The 17,118-nt window shown below is 46.8% G+C and carries 14 protein-coding genes; 3 read left to right on the top strand and 11 right to left on the bottom strand.

Annotated features, from left to right (window positions below; translation table 11 throughout):
- The first annotated feature begins 98 nt into the window (after positions 1-98).
- Positions 99-1,259, top strand: a complete 1,161-nt coding sequence (gene nadA, locus DES40_RS00225; RefSeq protein WP_121098580.1) for a quinolinate synthase NadA — start codon at positions 99-101, stop codon at positions 1,257-1,259.
- Positions 1,260-1,262: 3 nt separating this feature from the next.
- A complete protein-coding gene (locus DES40_RS00220; protein WP_121098579.1) occupies positions 1,263-2,786 on the top strand; it encodes an L-aspartate oxidase in 1,524 nt (507 codons plus the stop codon).
- 4 nt (positions 2,787-2,790) lie between these two features.
- On the opposite strand, the gene DES40_RS00215 is transcribed toward DES40_RS00220, so the two are convergent.
- The 11 genes from DES40_RS00215 to DES40_RS00165 all read right to left on the bottom strand — a co-directional run bounded on the left by DES40_RS00215 (position 2,791) and on the right by DES40_RS00165 (position 15,649).
- Positions 2,791-3,489 (bottom strand): head GIN domain-containing protein, encoded by a 699-nt coding sequence (locus tag DES40_RS00215; protein WP_121098578.1) that lies wholly within the window; start codon positions 3,487-3,489, stop codon positions 2,791-2,793.
- Positions 3,490-3,740: 251 nt separating this feature from the next.
- Complete coding sequence (gene ileS / locus DES40_RS00210; protein ID WP_121098577.1) at positions 3,741-6,641, bottom strand: isoleucine--tRNA ligase; 2,901 nt, start codon at positions 6,639-6,641, stop codon at positions 3,741-3,743.
- Positions 6,642-6,803: 162 nt separating this feature from the next.
- A complete protein-coding gene (locus DES40_RS00205; protein ID WP_121098576.1) occupies positions 6,804-7,367 on the bottom strand; it encodes a hypothetical protein in 564 nt (187 codons plus the stop codon).
- 53 nt (positions 7,368-7,420) lie between these two features.
- Positions 7,421-7,789, bottom strand: coding sequence for a hypothetical protein (locus DES40_RS13310; protein WP_121098575.1), 369 nt, complete (start codon positions 7,787-7,789; stop codon positions 7,421-7,423).
- A 60-nt stretch (positions 7,790-7,849) separates the two neighbouring features.
- The gene (folE, locus tag DES40_RS00195; protein WP_121098574.1) at positions 7,850-8,422 is read right to left on the bottom strand and encodes a GTP cyclohydrolase I; all 573 of its coding nucleotides are present in this window, start codon (positions 8,420-8,422) and stop codon (positions 7,850-7,852) included.
- A 33-nt stretch (positions 8,423-8,455) separates the two neighbouring features.
- Positions 8,456-8,953, bottom strand: a complete 498-nt coding sequence (locus DES40_RS00190) for a DUF1499 domain-containing protein (protein WP_121098573.1) — start codon at positions 8,951-8,953, stop codon at positions 8,456-8,458.
- Positions 8,919-9,971 (bottom strand): YheT family hydrolase, encoded by a 1,053-nt coding sequence (locus tag DES40_RS00185; protein ID WP_121098572.1) that lies wholly within the window; start codon positions 9,969-9,971, stop codon positions 8,919-8,921. Before DES40_RS00185 ends, DES40_RS00190 begins: the two co-directional genes overlap by 35 nt.
- A 136-nt stretch (positions 9,972-10,107) precedes the next feature.
- On the bottom strand, positions 10,108-10,740 hold the full coding sequence (locus DES40_RS00180) for a hypothetical protein (protein WP_121098571.1): 633 nt from the start codon (positions 10,738-10,740) through the stop codon (positions 10,108-10,110).
- A 396-nt stretch (positions 10,741-11,136) separates the two neighbouring features.
- A complete protein-coding gene (locus DES40_RS00175) occupies positions 11,137-13,158 on the bottom strand; it encodes an acetyl-CoA carboxylase biotin carboxylase subunit (RefSeq protein ID WP_121098570.1) in 2,022 nt (673 codons plus the stop codon).
- Positions 13,155-14,147 (bottom strand): hypothetical protein, encoded by a 993-nt coding sequence (locus DES40_RS00170; RefSeq protein WP_147405799.1) that lies wholly within the window; start codon positions 14,145-14,147, stop codon positions 13,155-13,157. Before DES40_RS00170 ends, DES40_RS00175 begins: the two co-directional genes overlap by 4 nt.
- Positions 14,117-15,649, bottom strand: a complete 1,533-nt coding sequence (locus tag DES40_RS00165; protein ID WP_121098568.1) for an acyl-CoA carboxylase subunit beta — start codon at positions 15,647-15,649, stop codon at positions 14,117-14,119. The genes DES40_RS00170 and DES40_RS00165 overlap by 31 nt, the downstream gene beginning before the upstream one ends.
- A gap of 374 nt (positions 15,650-16,023) precedes the next feature.
- Between DES40_RS00165 and DES40_RS00160 the strand changes: the two genes are divergently transcribed.
- Positions 16,024-17,118 carry an efflux RND transporter periplasmic adaptor subunit gene (locus tag DES40_RS00160; protein WP_121098567.1) on the top strand — a complete coding sequence of 365 codons (1,095 nt, stop codon included), beginning with the start codon at positions 16,024-16,026 and terminating at the stop codon, positions 17,116-17,118.

The following is a 17,118-nucleotide window of genomic DNA, read 5'->3' as shown; positions in this document are numbered from 1 at the left end:
TCGACTATCCCTACACCTTTTTTATCAACAAAAATCAATAGCATCGATGCCTTACTCTTCCTATATGAAGGCTAGTTATTAGCGGAGATCTGTATTTCATGGGCAAAGAACTGATAAATTGGGAAAACGGGCGTTGGATTGGTCAAACACTTGAAGTCGAGAATGGTGTCTGCGCAGTTCCAGACAGACCAACGGGTGAACTGGCTTATACTGATGAAGTAAGAGCCGCGACAGATCACCTTTATGACCAAGTCAGTGACTTTATCCCTAAAATGGAATGGCCAGCCTATGCTCCACTTGTTCATGCCATTAACAAGCTGAAAAAAGAGAAAAACGCCGTTATTTTGGCGCATAATTACATGACGCCTGATATTTTTGGTCTGGTCGGAGATTATACTGGAGATTCTCTCGGGCTCGCTATTGAAGCGACCAAAACAGATGCGGACATCATTATCCAAGGCGGCGTGCATTTTATGGCTGAAACGTCAAAAATTTTATGCCCTGAAAAACGTGTCTTTATCCCGTCTATGCGGGCGGGCTGTTCCCTTGCCTCTTCAATTACAGGTGATGATATTAAGCTCATTAAAGAGCGTTACCCCGGCATCCCCGTCGTTACTTATGTAAATACATCAGCCGATGTGAAAGCCGAGTCAGATATTTGCTGCACGAGCTCCAATGCAGTAGCAATTGTGCAGCACATCGCGGCGGAATGGGGCGTTAACAAAGTCATCATGCTACCAGATGAATTCTTAGCTAAAAATGTGGCAAAACAGACTGATATTGAAGTGATTGCGTGGCATGGTCGCTGCGAGGTGCATGCCCGTTTCTCTGCCGCAGATGTTCGCGAAATGCGTGAAGCCCATCCCGGCGTCGTAGTCTTAGCTCACCCAGAATGCCCGCCCGAAGTCGTTGCGGAAAGTGATTTTACGGGCTCAACCAAAGCCATGTCTGATTATGTTTCAGATAATAAGCCGAAAAATGTTATCTTACTAACCGAATGCTCCATGTCCGATAATGTCGCGATGGAAAACCCTACAACAGATTTTGTACGTCCATGTAACCTTTGCCCCCATATGAAACGGATCACATTAGAGAATCTTTACGAATGCCTGCGCGATGAAAGCAATGAAGTCCTTGTTCCAGAAGCCATGCGAAAGCGGGCTTATGACGCTGTCATGCGGATGATTAATGTGAAATTCGATCCTGTATTGGGGCATTTCAACCCTAAACTTCCCGAAGAATCCGTGAAGGTTATATAGGTTTTGAATACGCCTTTAGATACAAAGCGCCTGCCTGCTGGTGCGGTTCTCGTTGTCGGTGCAGGCTTGGCGGGTTTATATTTGGCGCTAAAGCTCGCACCGCGCCCAGTGTTTGTTTTAACGTCTCGTCGTTCCACGGTGGGCGCAGCATCGGCATGGGCGCAAGGCGGAATTGCAGCGGCGCTTTCTCCTGATGACAGCGCCGCTAGCCATGCCGCGGATACCATAGCGGCGGGCGATGGTCTTGTTGACCCTGTCATCGCTAAAATCCTTTCAGAAGAAGGCCCTGCCCGTGTGCATGACCTCGCAGCGATGGGCGTACCCTTTGACCGAGATAGCCAAGGACGCTTATTCCTTTCACTTGAGGCCGCTCACTCTATGCCGCGCGTAGCGCGCGTCAAAGGCGATACAGCAGGGCGTGAGATTATCAATATTATGGTCGAAAAAGCACAAGCTGCCGACCATATTACTGGGCTTATTGGTTGGCGGGCCGAAAGCCTATTGACGGATAACCATGGCGGCATTGCGGGTGCGTTGGCGCGACGTGATGATGGCGCCTTACTGGGTATAGAAGCCGATATTACCGTGATGGCGACAGGCGGCGTAGGCGGATTATTTGCTGTTACGACGAACCCCAAAACGGCGCGCGGTGACGCGCTTGGCATGGCGGCTGTTGTCGGTGCCAAAATGCGTGATATGGAATTTGTTCAGTTCCACCCCACTGCAATAGACATAGGCCGTGACCCTGCCCCCTTGGCAACCGAAGCGCTTCGCGGCGAAGGGGCCGTTTTGACTAATTCTGATGGCGTAAGGTTTATGCAGCGCTATCATGAGCAAGGCGAACTTGCTCCCCGCGATGATGTGGCCCGCGCTATATTTGCAGAAATTCAAGCGGGACGTCAGCCCTATTTAGATTGCCGCACAGCGATAGGGGCCCATTTCGACGAGGAATTCCCGACTGTTTTCAAAAGCTGTATGAGCGCGAATATTGACCCTCGTACTCAGCTCATCCCTGTCTCTCCTGCCGTACATTATCATATGGGCGGTCTTGCAACAGATAGTGTGGGCCAAACTAATTTAGACGGATTATTCGCTGTCGGAGAGTGTAGTGCAACGGGCGTACACGGCGCCAATCGATTGGCCAGTAACTCGCTTTTGGAAGCCGTGGTGTTTGGTGGCCGCGCCGCAGCCCATATCAATAATATGACGATATCACCGAAAAAAGCCTCAACCATTCGGTCACAACCTTGGCTCTCTATGAAAAAAGAGATTAGCCTGGGTCTTCGTCAGGCCATGACATTGAAGTGCGGCGTGCGCCGAAACGCAGACGATTTAAACGCATTGATTGATTATATTGATAGCCTTATCGCTATCGTTGGCCGGGCTAACCCTCTTATCACCTCTCGTATTATTGCCTCCGCGGCCTTAACCAGAGAAGAAAGCCGAGGCGGGCATTTCAGAGATGACTTTCCTAATACCAAAGATGAGGCAAGATCATCTTACCTCACCTATGATCAGTTAAATTAAAGAATTAGTGGATATTAATGGAGGACATAAAACCTTTGTCCTTCTTCACTTTTTTTGGATTGCCATAAACATCGATGCTACCCATGCCAGACATGTCGGCATCGACGCTTTCTGATGCATAAACGCTTGCCGCGCCCATGCCAGAGACATCAATATCAACAGTCTCACATTTCAAATTTTTTGCATCCACATCGCCCATACCATCAAAATCGACATCTAATGTTCTACAGCTTCCATCGAGTTGGATGCCGCCTATACCAGAAACATCAAGGGAGAACGCATCGCTATCAATGCCATAAATATTTCCGCTACCGATTCCTGCAATTTCAAGTCCATTCAAAGAGGGCATAGTAATGGTTACATCAATTCCGTGGTTATTCTTGCCCCAGCGTTTCCGTTTATTACCTTCACTCATATCCAATATCAGAACATCATTTTTCAGAGTGACCTTTAAGCGTTCCATCTCTTTTTTATCGCCTGCCGTATGAATACTAAAGGCTTTACCAATCTGAACATCCATATTGAAAACCCCGGCAATCTCAATTTCGTCAAAGCCGGAATAATTAAAAGTCTTCTCAACCTCTGCTGTTTTGTTTTTACCTTCGTCATGCTCTGGGTGAGCCTGAGCTTGACTAGCTATCAGACCTGATATCGTTAAAATCGAAATGGCACTTATCGATTTTAACTGTGTGAGTTTAAACATTTTCTTCTCCTTTATTATTGCTAAACGATAATAATCTTAGATGAAATGTCAAGAATTTATTGAAAAACGATATGTCAGACTTTTAAAGCTAGCTCGACAGGTTCATTTCAGTGAACCTTGAAGGAGCAGACGCATATAAAATTGAATTGTTAATCCAGAGTGACGACAGGTTTTTAATCTGCCCCCCATTGAACATTATATGAATTCAGTAAAGAAACGGCGCGCCGCAATCACGACACGCCGTTATATATTTAATTATCGAACGCCATGACTGCCGCCTTGTCGCGCGGGGTAATATCACCATCACCTTGGAAATATTTCCAACTGCGTTCGCATTTTCTGTAAAGAGATTTGCCTTTCAAATCCTCGACAGTGAAGCTTTCCGCTTTTTCGGACAGAGTTACATCACTGATGATAAGATAATCGGCCAACGTATCCTGCGGATCAGCGGGATTAGCATAAACCTCTTGCCGAGAAATATTAAGCGCTGAAAGCGCCTTTAATAATTCTGGATTTGACGGCCCCGTAACAGAGGCTTCTAGGCTAGAGCGGATAATGCCCTCTTTACGAGAAGGTTCAATCGCTTCTTGGGTAGCCGTACGGAAATCACGAATGGATTCTACTTGGGCGGCCAAAGCCCTATTTTCCCATTCATCGGGGCAAGAACGGAATAATTCCAAATGCACAGAGCTATCATCGCTTGGGAAACGCGCTTGCCAGACTTCTTCCATCGTGAAGGACATTATAGGCGCAAGCCATGTTGTTAATCGCAAGAATATTTCATTCATAACAGTACGACACGCCCGACGACGGGTACTATCAAGAGGATCACAATACAGTGCATCTTTGCGAATATCGAAATAAAACGCCGAAAGATCGACGGTACAAAAATTAAAAAGCGTACTGAAAATCCGTTTGTGGTCATGATCTCGCACCAGACCTTCATGTGCGTCTGTGATTTCAGAAAGGCGGTGAAGCACCCATTTTTCAAGGGCTGGCATATCCGCATAGTCCACAGTTTCACTTGCGTCGAAACCGTCTAAGGCTCCAATCATATAGCGAAGGGTGTTGCGCAGTTTACGATAAGCGTCAGCACTCGTCTGGATAATTTCCTTGCCGATTTTAAGATCATTTGCCCAATCAGAACTGGCCGTCCAAATCCGCATGATTTCTGCGCCAAACTGTTTTGAGATATCTTCAGGGCTCATCGTATTGCCGAGCGACTTCGACATTTTCAGACCTTTTTCATCGACGACAAAACCATGCGTGAGAACACCCTTATATGGGGCTTCACCATAAATAGCACAGCTTTCCATGAGTGAGCTTTGGAACCAACCACGATGTTGATCAGATCCTTCAAGATATAGATCGGCACGGTCTGGGAGGTCTTCGCGGCGCTTAAGACAGAATGCATGTGTTGAGCCTGAGTCGAACCAAACATCAAGAATATCCGTAACTTTCTCCCAGCCCGCATTGTCTTCGGGCATGAAATGTTCAAGCGGTGTATCGAACCATCCATCCACGCCAATCTCTTCGACTTTGGCGAGGATGCGCGCGTTAATCGCGTCGGCGTCGTCGCGCTCGGTGTGGAGTTCTCCGTTAGGGCCGACGATCAAAGTAATTGGCACGCCCCAATTGCGCTGGCGAGAGATGAGCCAGTCAGGACGGTCCGCGACCATCGTGCCGATACGGTTACGGCCACGGTCTGGCCAGAACTTTGTCTCATCAATGGCTTTCAGCGCTTTTTCACGCAGTCCATCCTTGGACATTGAAATAAACCATTGCGGCGTCGCACGGCGGATTACAGGCGCCTTAGAACGCCAACTATGGGCATCGCGTAGCATCATGATGCCGCGCGCCAAAAGGTTTCCACATTCAACAAGTGCTTTTAATACCTCACCATTCGCTTTGCCGTCTTGGCCACGTTTTTTTCCGCTGGTTCGAATAACATCCAGACCTTGGAAACGTGTCGGCATCACATCCGTATAACACCCGGCATTATCAAGGGTCATTGGAACAATCGGGTCTATGCCGAGACCTTCAAGTTTAGTTTGGTTGGAAATCCAAACAACATAGTCATCCTCACCATGGCTCGGCGCAGTATGGACAAAGCCTGTACCCGCATCGGCGGTCACATGAGACCCTTCGAGGAGCGGCACTGGGAAATCATATTTACCATCTGCCCCTTCCATATCTTTAAGCGGGTGGTCGAGAACTAAAGTCGAAGCATCAACATCTTGAAGACGATTGGCTGATTTAATTAATCCTGCTTTGGCAACAGCAGGCCAAAGGTCATCAGCCGCAATTAATTTGTCGCCTGGTTTAGACCAAGGTTCAAACTCGCTCTCTTCCATTTCAGTCACTTCGTAGAGACCATATTTGATGACTGATGAGAAACTGACGGCCCGGTTCGCTGGAATAGTCCATGGTGTAGTTGTCCAAATGACTACAGAGGCGTCCTCTAGCCCTGCCCGTACTGGAAATTTCACATATATTTGTGTGGCCCGCTTATCTTGATATTCCACCTCGGCTTCGGCCAAAGCGGTTTGCTCGACGGGTGACCACATAATAGGTTTAGAACCGCGATAAAGTTGTCCTGTAGCCGCGATTTTCAAAAGCTCGCCGCAAATGTCAGCTTCGCTCTGAAAATTCATTGTCTTGTAAGGATTATCCCAATCGCCAATGACGCCTAGGCGCTTAAATTCTTCGCGCTGAGTATCAAGCCATTGCGCGGCATATTCGCGGCAGCGCGCACGAAACTCTGCGCCAGGAACATCGTCTTTTTGGCGGCCCTTACCGCGAAATTCTTCTTCGACTTTCCATTCAATCGGCAAGCCATGACAATCCCAGCCCGGCACATAATTCGCATCATGGCCAAGCATTTGATGAGATCGGTTAATGATGTCTTTGAGGATTTTATTCAGCGCCGTCCCCATATGAATATGGCCATTGGCGTAAGGGGGGCCATCATGAAGCGTCCACGGGCCTTTCGCATTTTCGGCAGCGCGTTGTTTTTGATAGAGGTTAATAGCGTTCCAATGTGCAATCCAATCGGGTTCCCGTTTAGGCAGATTAGCCCGCATCGGAAAATCAGTTTTCGGCAGGAATAACGTCTCGCGGTAATCGCGGCTCGTTTCAGTGGAATCAGTCATGTATATCTCGGAGTAAATTTGGCCAGCTAGGCCATGAAAATAAAGCGGCGGAAAATCCCGATACGCGGATTAGCGTATCGGGCCGATAATTCGTATAATCGCGGCCATACTCAACATGGCTGACGCCTAACACAGTGAGTTTTAATCGTCTAGTTGAGACTGTTAATCTAGCGAGATCGTATCCATGTCCTCTAGACCGAAATAAATCCCTCTTTCTGCCGCATATAGGTCAATCAAGTGGCGGATATCGCGGGCTTGATTCAAATTCGCTAGAGAATAAGTGACAATAAACAACAAGAATAAAAGCCCAATAGCCAGCCCCACCATACCGCCCCAAAAGGCGGAAAGGTTTTCAGTTCTCAAATGTTTGAGATAATCTGCAATCGCCCCATCTGAGAGCTGATGAAAGACCGTTAAGAGCACAATAGGTACGGAAACATTGCCAATCATCGTCAGCTTAAAAGCCGAACCTACCTGCTCTTGATTAATCGCGGCATAGGTTCTGAGCGTTTTAATGCGTTTATCAGGGAGCGAATCTAAATGGGAGACCAAGGATCTGGCCGAACCGCTCTGCGTCAATCGCGTTAGACGTTTATTCCCTATTCGAGAGCTAAGACCACTAAACCATGTTTTTGTAGGGCGCATTGCTTGCCAAATTTTGAACTGGGATTGAATGTAATTCCAATTCTCTTGAGGCGTGTGTTGAGGTGTTGAGGTATCAGCCATAAGGAAAATCTACGGTAATCGCCTCACCTGTCAACTGGGTTACAAAGGCCTCATTAAATACGTTTTTGGCGCTCTTCTATCATCAATTGGTTTTTAATACGGGCAAGGGTGAAACCGATATTGCGGCGTTTAATTTGACCTTGCGGTATATAGCCGAGTTTATGTCTATAGCCGTCCTCATATTTTCGGAGAAGTTCTTTATGTAAACTTCGTGTCATCAATATGTGGCCACCGCGTATCAGCACATAATAAATCGTAAAAAAACCTATGATAACCGCGCGATGATTCAGAGCGATTTCGCTTTTTGAAAACAGATTCAGTAAAATAAGGAGAATGCATAAAATGACAGCGCTGGGCAGAATGCAGTGTCGTGCCCAATAGCGCAGGGATAACCAATCGCGTTCTAAAAGCTCAGGTGTCATTCTTTACTATATCGCGATTATAAGGCCCTCGCGATGAGGCATTTCGTCAGTTAACGCGCCCTATTCCCGCCCAGTTTCAATTAAACGCAAGAACTCCATACGTTGCTCGGCTTGGTGGAATTTTCCAGACAGAGCTGAACTTATCATACGGTGCGGCGTTTGAATGCCGCGCATAGTCATACATAAATGCTCACCCTTGGCCATAACCGCGACATCTTCAGTCCCTAAAATCTCTTTTAATTCTGTCGCTATGTCAGAAACAAGTTGTTCTTGGAGAGTTAGCTTATGGGCATGTTTATGGGCGATCCGAGCGAATTTTGAGAGGCCAAGCACACGGTCATCTGCGATATAGGCAATTGAGACATCGCACCAAAAGGGGAGCATGTGATGTTCACACATGGACCAAACCCGCATACCTGTTACGGCGACCATTTGATTGTGTTTGACGGCGGAAAATGTTGTGTCCAGTTTCCCAGCATCATATTCGATAAAGTCACGCCAAAAATTTGCAATGCGGCGTGGGGTTTCTACCAATCCTTCGCGGTCAGGGTCTTCTCCCAGCGCAGTTAATAGCTCGCGAACGAGACCTTTAACTTTATCATGGTCAACTTTCTTGGGCGTATCGTTTTTCATGAGACGTTATGTAGGGCCTAGCGTAACAAATTTCTAGAGCGCCGAGCGAATAACCGCGACGCGGCGGCGATTTACACCTCTGTCTGAATACCCTACCCGAGACGCCGAACGAATATGGCATAAATTTTCGTTCTCTTCGCGCACTTCTACATCATCAATAAATTTGAAAATGCGGCTCATATAGGTTGCAGAAATATAATCATCCGTACGGGATGTAATTACGCCGCCTGTCGCCTCTATGGCGGCGGCGACTTGTAGAAGTGAAGCCTCAAGAGGCGCGACTCGGCGTTCAGGCTGTGTGTCTCCTTCGGAGCTCACAGCATTCGGGGTCGAGGGCACATCCGCCAAGCGACCGTTAATCAGGCCTTTGGCTTTACCTTTTTGCGAAAAAATTCCCATGAGAATAAAAGCTCCTGCAATGAACAGGCCGATAAAAAGAATGAATTTCAATAGAACCATGCGCCCTATTACGAGGTTTAAGAGGTTTGGGGAAGCGTTAACGGAAAACAATTTGGCTGATATAGTCATCATACCAAGTCGGTCCTTTTAGTGACTGAAAGAACCCATTATGCCCGCCATAGGCGTGAATTATCCGTTTGGCATTTTTGTTTAAAACAAGCTTTTGAATGTCCTCTTCGGGTATCATCCCGTCATCAGCAGCCGTGACGATTGAGAGTGGAATCGGACAATATTCAAGATCATGCGGATCGACACGATAGGCATTAAAGTAATTTTCAGTCGTCGGGAAATCCGTATAGGCTGGTAACAGTTTCCCTGCGAGGCCAAGGACATTTTTTTCGCCCAGAATGGATTCAAAGTCATAGAGATCGGGGTAAAGCGCTTGTTTTTTACGCAAAGAGCGCGTCCATTTTTTCAGGAAATATCGACGATAAAGCCAGTTCATATCGACGAGAGGCGCCGCGCCCCATGGATCAACCACGGGGCTAATGGCGAAAATATGCTTTAAATTTTTGATGGTTAAGTCACGTAAAGATCGGGCAATCCGTAGGGAGAAATTACCGCCCAAAGAGAAGCCAACAATATATACTGGGGCATCATCAGCCAGCAGCGCGGCTTGTTTCACGGCGTCGAACACTTCATTGAAGAGTGTTGAGAGGAACACGCCTTCATTAAGATGATGACTATCGCCATGATCGCGGTAGTTCAAACGAAAGATAGAAGCCCCTTGGTTATAAAGGTGACGACCGCCAGACACGATATAGGTCGAATTTTGGCTCCCTTCCCAGCCATGCAGCATTATGACGAGAGCCTTATTTTCAGGGTGGCGCGAATAACTCCCGAGCAGGCGCACGCCGTCTTCGCATTCTATAATACGGTCTTCTGCCGCATCGAGCATAGGGTTTGGGCCGCGCTTACGAAACTTCATACTCGCCAGAGCTGTTTGCACCAAAGAGGAGCGCATCCACCAAGGCGGATTAAAAGCCGGCCAATTATCTGCCTGAGCGATATCTTCCGCAGGCGGGTTTTCTGCGCGAGGCTCTGGTGTGGATAATAATTCTGATCGCGGTGAATCGCTAATTGCCGTCATGTCGTCTCTCTATTTCCCGTATAAAGACGGTGCAAGTCATGGCCCCATATAGGATTTAAAAAAGCACGGCAAAGGGTTGCCGTGCTTTAAATTTCATCGATAACACGCTGGGGCGTGCAATCTATATCTCAATATTTTAGAGGCTGTGCGAACGGAACGGACTTAGGAACGCGCCGTAATGTTGATTCGCTGTTGGTTTCAGACCCAAGCGCTTTAATGTTGAAAGAACAGTTTCAGCCTTTTCAGATGTAATCGCGATTGAAGTATATTCGCGTTTTTCGAACGTGATTTTCGCCACTTCGATACGCAGATCTTCGGTTTCAAAAATACGGCGTGTCATCTCTGTCTGGTAATATTTGCTCTTCTTTGACAAAGAATCCGTCAAGGTTTCTGCATCGGCCACAGACGAACAAGAACCGCGGAAACGCGGAATATAAGTACCAATCATTGACGATGTCGTGCGCTTAAGCGGGAAAGTGGTTTTGATAGAACGCTCCCACTGCTCTAGCGGGCCATTCGTGCTGATCATTGAACGAATTTCCAACACCTCATCATTAATCATACGCGTAATCATATTACTACGCCCAGGAACGATGAAGTATTTATCGTTGCGGCTATCTTCGTTTGTTAATTCATATTCGGTTTCGATGATGTCCAAAGCTTCGGGGTAATCTTCGAAAAAGTTCCGCCATTGATAAAAACGGTCTGGCCTATTAGCGTGACGATGAGCCGCTGCAGGTGAAATGGGTTTTGAATTATGATAAAGCATGGGAACCTTTGAGACGTTTCACTTTTAATTTTAAAATTAGGATAAAGTGTCTTTTGTTTTTTTGAGGTTTTAACGGATTTCTATCGTTTAAAACGACATCGGGTTTCGAATTTAGAGAATCGAAATAACTAGAAATCGGTCACACACATATAAGGGCTGTTCTGGCTTCTTTTTATATTTTGCATTTCCCGTAGATAGCATATCGTTAATAAAAACGCAAGTTTTCTTAACATTTTCAGAATCATAGGGTTACTACGTCTTTAAAACGCGGTCTGTTGCTGATTGTAAATCTTATCCCAGATAGATTCTTCAGCGGGAAACAGTGCTATCTGAATAAAGAAAAGAGCCGCTTATAAGCGGCTCTGATTTTACACGTTAGAATTAAATGGCCGCTTCCTATTCTGTCGCAAATTCCATAATGATTTCATCAACTGCGAGGTTATCACCGGCTTTGGCATTTACCTTGGAAATAACGCCTTTCTTTTCGGCGCGTAGGGTGTTTTCCATTTTCATGGCTTCAACCACCGCAAGGGCTTGACCGTCTTGCACTTCTTGGCCCTCTTCGACCAAGACAGAGACGATGACACCCGGCATAGGGCAAAGCAAAAGATTGGAGGTGTCGGGCGCTTCTTTCACGGGCATGAATTTGGCCAGCTCTGCCGCGCGCGGCGTACGGACTGCAACTTTGAATTCACAGCCGCGGTGCCAAACATGATAACCCTCTGCAATCGGTTTCACGCTAAAGCTAAATTGCTTATTATCGACCAAAGCGATGACAAGCGGATGCCCCGGCAACCATTGGGTCAAGACTTCCATTTCTATGGCGGCTTTTTCACCGTCTGCCATGACGATTGTGCGTAAACCGCTCTCGCCGTTAATATCAGCCATATATTCAAATTCGCCGACCTGCACGGCCCACTCATCGGGGATATGGCGCGCGTGATTTGGCAGAGTTCCTGAAATTTCAGCGGCGCGATTTTCCGTTATATCATGCATGAGCGCACAAATAGCGCCAATCTTTCGGGCATGGCCTGAATTGATATCCGCCCCCTCAAAGCCATCGGGATATTCATCCGCGATAAAGGCTGTGGTGATATCGCCGCGTTCAAATCGGTCATGATCATAAACAGCCTGAAGGAATGGAATATTATGTCCGATACCTTCGAGTTCAAACAAATCTAGTGCATGGCGCATAGCTTCGAGAGCGATACCGCGATCTTCGCCCCATGTGCAAAGCTTGGCAATCATCGGGTCATAATACATCGAAATCTCGCCGCCTTCATAAACGCCTGTATCGTTTCTGATGATAGCGCCGCTATTCTTTTTACCCTCAAAGGGCGGGCGATAACGGGTCAGACGGCCAATAGAAGGCAAGAAATTACGATAGGGATCTTCTGCATAAATACGTGATTCCAGCGCCCAACCGGTGAGTTTCACATCATCCTGTGTCATGTTGAGCACTTCGCCCTGCGCAGACCGTATCATCTGTTCGACTAAATCCACGCCAGTAATAAGTTCGGTGACAGGATGCTCGACCTGCAACCGCGTATTCATTTCGAGGAAGTAAAAGTTTTTATCCTTATCGACGATGAATTCTACAGTACCCGCAGAATCATAATCCACCGCTTTGGCAAGGGCGACAGATTCTGCGCCCATAGCGGCGCGGGTCTTCTCGTCCAAAAATGGCGACGGCGCTTCTTCGATGACTTTTTGGTTTCGGCGTTGAATAGAACATTCGCGCTCGCCCAGATAGATGACATTGCCGTGCTTATCGCCCAAAACTTGGATTTCGATATGGCGCGGTTGTTCAACGAATTTTTCAATAAAGATACGGTCATCGCCGAAACTGCTCGCGGCTTCGTTCTTTGATGACTGAAAGCCTTCGCGGGCTTCTTCGTCATTATAGGCAATGCGCATGCCCTTCCCGCCGCCGCCGGCAGAGGCTTTAATCATAACGGGATAGCCGACTTTCTGTGAAATTTTTACGGCTTCTTCAGCGTCTTCGATGAGGCCCATATGACCCGGCACGCAAGAGACCCCTGCCTCTTTCGCTAATTTCTTGGACGTAATTTTATCACCCATCGACACAATGGCGTGTGGATTGGGGCCGATAAAGGTTATGCCTTTTTCCTTCAGCAGTTTCGCAAATTCTGGGTTTTCAGACAGGAAACCATAACCGGGATGAACGGCGTCCGCACCTGTTTGCTCAATCGCGCCAAGAATTTTATCCATAACGAGGTATGATTGATTAGCCTGCGGCGGGCCAATGTGAACGGCTTCATCCGCCATAGACACATGCAGGCCATTTTTATCCGCATCCGAATAAACCGCCACGGTTTTAATGCCCATTTTCTGAGCCGTTTTAATAACCCGACAAGCAATTTCGCCGCGATTGGCGATGAGTATTTTTTTTATCATTTTATAGTTTCCGCTATACTATATCGGGCGCACAAAAGAGGAATTGACGCTAAGCTAGTTTTACACGTTGAAGCTAACTTAGTTATCTCTCTCATATGAGACTCGGGATTTTCGAAAATTGATTCTACGAGAGGTAAATAGAAATCAAATATCAATATTATCATGTGTCCACCGCACAACATTACGGTTCTTTGCATTACACCAACTGCGCCACGTCTTAATTTGTGGTCGTCATCATCAGCAAGTTTATCCATATCATTGAATATGGCTTCTAAGGTTGGTAAAAACGAAGGATGCACCATCCCTCCAAACTCATTTATGAAGGATTTTGACAGTTCTTCTAACTTAATAATACTATCCATCCCTCCCTCTTTGCTTGCGAGATAGGATTTAATTTTTTTATTAGCTTTCGATTTCGATAAATACTTGAAGAAAAGATTTTTGGTTGTTTGTGCGTCGATTGATAATACAAAATCCTTAGCAAACTTTGCGTCAATTGCCGCCAACATAAAAGCTTCGTGACATTCCATGTAAGAACGAACTCGTCCAACAGCTTGGACTGATAAATCATTAAATAGCAATAGTCGTATAGCTGCTAGTTCATGATTAATTCTAGCCGAAAGGACAAATAACGCTCTACTTTGAAATTCCTTGGCTTCATCAACATGTGATACAGAGTCATTTTTGTTTATTCCAATCACTTCTAGTAAGTTAAATTGGATAGACACATAAATAAGTTGATACAAATCGAACGCCAACACAGAATTCTCAAATAATGGCTGGTTCTGTTCAACCACGATAGATGGAATTCCCTCATAGCCAAACGCGTTGTGTATATATTCTTCGAGCAATTGACTTACTTCAAACCCTTCAGCTTCAAAGATATGACAAACTTGTTCAACAAAACCCGGGGTAGATTTTGAATACCAAAGATCGATACTTTGCCTGTTTCCCATAACTAAAGCGGCAAGTTCCCGTGTTTTTTCCACGGATTGTCGAGCTTTTTATCCTTTAGCAGAGCGAGGCCGCGCGCGATGCGTTTGCGCGTGCTGCGCGGTTGAATGACTTCGTCGATATAGCCGCGTTCAGCCGCGCGGAAGGGGCTGAGAAATTTCTCTTCGTAATCGGCAATATGGGCGGCAGTTTTTTCTTCGTCACCGAGGTCTTTGCGATGCAAAATCTCTACAGCGCCCTTCGCGCCCATCACGGCGATTTGTGCCGTTGGCCACGCATAGTTAAGGTCGCCGCGTAGATGTTTCGGGGCCATGACGCAATATGCACCACCATAAGCTTTGCGCGTAATGACGGTGACTTTCGGCACTGTCGCTTCGCCGTAAGCATAAAGCAGTTTCGCGCCATGTTTAATCACGCCGCCAAATTCTTGGCTCGTCCCCGGCAAGAAGCCCGGCACATCAACCAAGGATAAAATTGGAATTTCGAAACAATCACAAAAGCGAATAAAGCGTGCCGCTTTGCGAGATGCATCACTGTCCAAACACCCCGCAAGGACAAGCGGTTGATTTGCCACTACGCCGACGGTTTGGCCTTCAATGCGAATAAAACCGCACAAAATATTTTTGGCAAAGTCTGGCTGAATTTCAAAGAAGTCAGCTTCATCCGCAATTTTGGTGACCAATTCCTTCATATCATAAGGCAGGTTAGGATTATCAGGCACCATAGTATCGAGGCTTTCATCAATACGATCATGCTTATCAAAGAACGGACGAACCGGTGCTCTGTCGCGATTATTCAAAGGCAGAAAATCAAAAAGACGCCGAATTTCCGCCAGCGCCTCCATATCATTATCATAAGCACCATCCGCAACGGATGACTTCGTCGTGTGGGTTTTGGCCCCGCCTAGTTCTTCGGCCGTTACGACTTCATTAGTTACGGTTTTCAGAACATCTGGCCCTGTCAAAAACATATAAGAGCTGTCACGAACCATAAAGATAAAATCGGTCAATGCAGGTGAGTAAACGGCTCCGCCAGCACTTGGCCCCATAATGACTGAGATTTGCGGGATAACGCCCGAAGCAAGGATGTTGTTTTGGAAAACGGACGTATAACCCGTCAGCGCCGCCACACCTTCTTGGATGCGCGCACCGCCTGAATCTTGCAGGCCAATAATCGGCGCGCCATGCTTCATCGCCATTTCTTGGACTTTGTTTATTTTTTGTGCGTGGGTTTCCGAGAGCGAACCGCCGAAAACTGTAAAATCTTGGGCGAAGACAAAAGTCTTGCGTCCGTTAATCGTTCCCCATCCCGTGACAACGCCGTCACCTGCAATGTGGTTTTTCTCCATCCCGAAATCGGTAGAGCGATGTTTGACGAACATGTCGAATTCTTCGAAAGAGCCTGGATCCAGCAAAAGCTCAAGACGTTCACGCGCCGTAAGTTTGCCCTTTCCATGTTGCGCTGCGATTCGTTTTTCGCCGCCACCCAAACGGGCCTCCGCCCGTCTTGCGTCCAGCTGTTTTAAAATATCGCCCAAACCTAACCCCTGCGCGTCTGATGGAAAGCGCGTAGGTTACTAAGCTAAATGACAAAGGCAAGCCTGATTTTGACGAAATTGCCCTCTTAGGGCTATTTTAACGCAAACTATTTGCCTAGCGGAGCTAAGGGGGGCTATCTCGTTGATTTACCTCAACAAGACGACGCAATATTATTCCAATTTATTGACTTATCTCAATGAAATTTAGCACAAATTCTTTGTCGAAATCGAACAGTTATTATTCAGAATTAACTCTGGTTTCTTATTGATAAATGACATAATAAGCGGCTCATATAGCATGGCATCTATGATGCGCCTCTGCGACGTAACAGGCTAAGACAACGTCATGAAAATATATCGCCGTGAAAATCGCCATGAAAATAAATAAATCATTCCTTATCGCGGGCATCGCTCTTGCTCTCATCGTTCTTTGGTTCTTTATCAATAATTTCAATCAAGAGCCCCCAACAGCAGGCAAAACTCAGGCCGAAATTCAGAACGAAGCCCAAACCCGTATACCAACGGTACAAGTACGCGCGATTACCGCCGTTCCCCATGAAAACATTCTCGAACTATACGGCCAGACTGAGAGCAATCGCGAAGTGAGCGTTAAAGCCCAGACTGCGGGTTTGGTTGTCAGCGCCCCCGCCAAGGAAGGCGCTATCTTATCCAAAGGTGCACTTGTTTGCCGACAAGATGTGGATGCGCGCTCTGCCAGAGTGGATCAAGCTAAAGCCAATTTAAAATCAATAGAAAACGATTTACGCGGGGCGCGAATTTTGGCGGAAAAAGGCTTTCAATCCGAGACGCGCGTTATTGGCTTTGAAGCACAGCTTGACGGCGCGAAGGCGACTTTAAAACAGGCTGAGATAGAGCTTGATAACGTCAATATACGCGCGCCATTCTCTGGCATTTGGGAAGAACAATTAGCCGAAGTCGGTGATTACCTCTCCCCGGGGCAAGCTTGCGGGTTATTAGTAGATTTATCACCGCTGAAGGTCATTGCACAATTGACAGAAAAACAAGTTAGCTTGGTTAAAGCGGGCGAGAGCGCTACGATTGAACTGGCTACAGGCGAAATCGTTACTGGCGAAATTAGCTTTGTTGAAGCCAAGTCAGATTTGGCCACTCGAACTTTTCGGACTGAAATCTTGGTTCCGAATAATGATTACGCCTTAAAGGCTGGAGTGACAGCGACAGTCAGGCTTGTTTCGGGGAAGACTATGGCACAACGTATCCCTGCCAATATACTGACTCTGGACGACACAGGCGTTGTGGGTGTTCGTTATATTGACAGCCAAAACATTGTTCGTTTTGCCAAAACAAATGTTATCGATGAATCGCCAGAGGGCGCATGGGTGACTGGCCTCCCTGAGAGCACACGCATCATAGTCGAAGGACAAGACTACGTTGCAGTTGGGCAAAAAGTGTCACCTGACGAAAATTATAACGGCGCGACAAATCCATGA

The organism is Litorimonas taeanensis (genome assembly GCF_003634015.1).
GTDB lineage: Bacteria > Pseudomonadota > Alphaproteobacteria > Caulobacterales > Maricaulaceae > Litorimonas > Litorimonas taeanensis.
The sequence above is the reverse complement of the archived record's forward strand: the minus strand, read 5'-3'. Positions and strand labels throughout refer to the sequence as shown.

Excerpts from the sequence above, each read along its gene's own strand:
- DES40_RS13310 (WP_121098575.1), bottom strand. The coding sequence starts at position 7,789 with ATGACACCTGAGCTTTTAGAACGCGATTGGTTATCCCTGCGCTATTGG.
- DES40_RS00190 (WP_121098573.1), bottom strand. The coding sequence starts at position 8,953 with ATGATGACTATATCAGCCAAATTGTTTTCCGTTAACGCTTCCCCAAAC.
- nadA (WP_121098580.1), top strand. The coding sequence starts at position 99 with ATGGGCAAAGAACTGATAAATTGGGAAAACGGGCGTTGGATTGGTCAA.
- DES40_RS00215 (WP_121098578.1), bottom strand. The coding sequence starts at position 3,489 with ATGTTTAAACTCACACAGTTAAAATCGATAAGTGCCATTTCGATTTTA.
- folE (WP_121098574.1), bottom strand. The coding sequence starts at position 8,422 with ATGAAAAACGATACGCCCAAGAAAGTTGACCATGATAAAGTTAAAGGT.
- DES40_RS00175 (WP_121098570.1), bottom strand. The coding sequence starts at position 13,158 with ATGATAAAAAAAATACTCATCGCCAATCGCGGCGAAATTGCTTGTCGG.
- DES40_RS00205 (WP_121098576.1), bottom strand. The coding sequence starts at position 7,367 with ATGGCTGATACCTCAACACCTCAACACACGCCTCAAGAGAATTGGAAT.
- DES40_RS00160 (WP_121098567.1), top strand. The coding sequence starts at position 16,024 with ATGAAAATAAATAAATCATTCCTTATCGCGGGCATCGCTCTTGCTCTC.
- DES40_RS00185 (WP_121098572.1), bottom strand. The coding sequence starts at position 9,971 with ATGACGGCAATTAGCGATTCACCGCGATCAGAATTATTATCCACACCA.
- ileS (WP_121098577.1), bottom strand. The coding sequence starts at position 6,641 with ATGACTGATTCCACTGAAACGAGCCGCGATTACCGCGAGACGTTATTC.
- DES40_RS00180 (WP_121098571.1), bottom strand. The coding sequence starts at position 10,740 with ATGCTTTATCATAATTCAAAACCCATTTCACCTGCAGCGGCTCATCGT.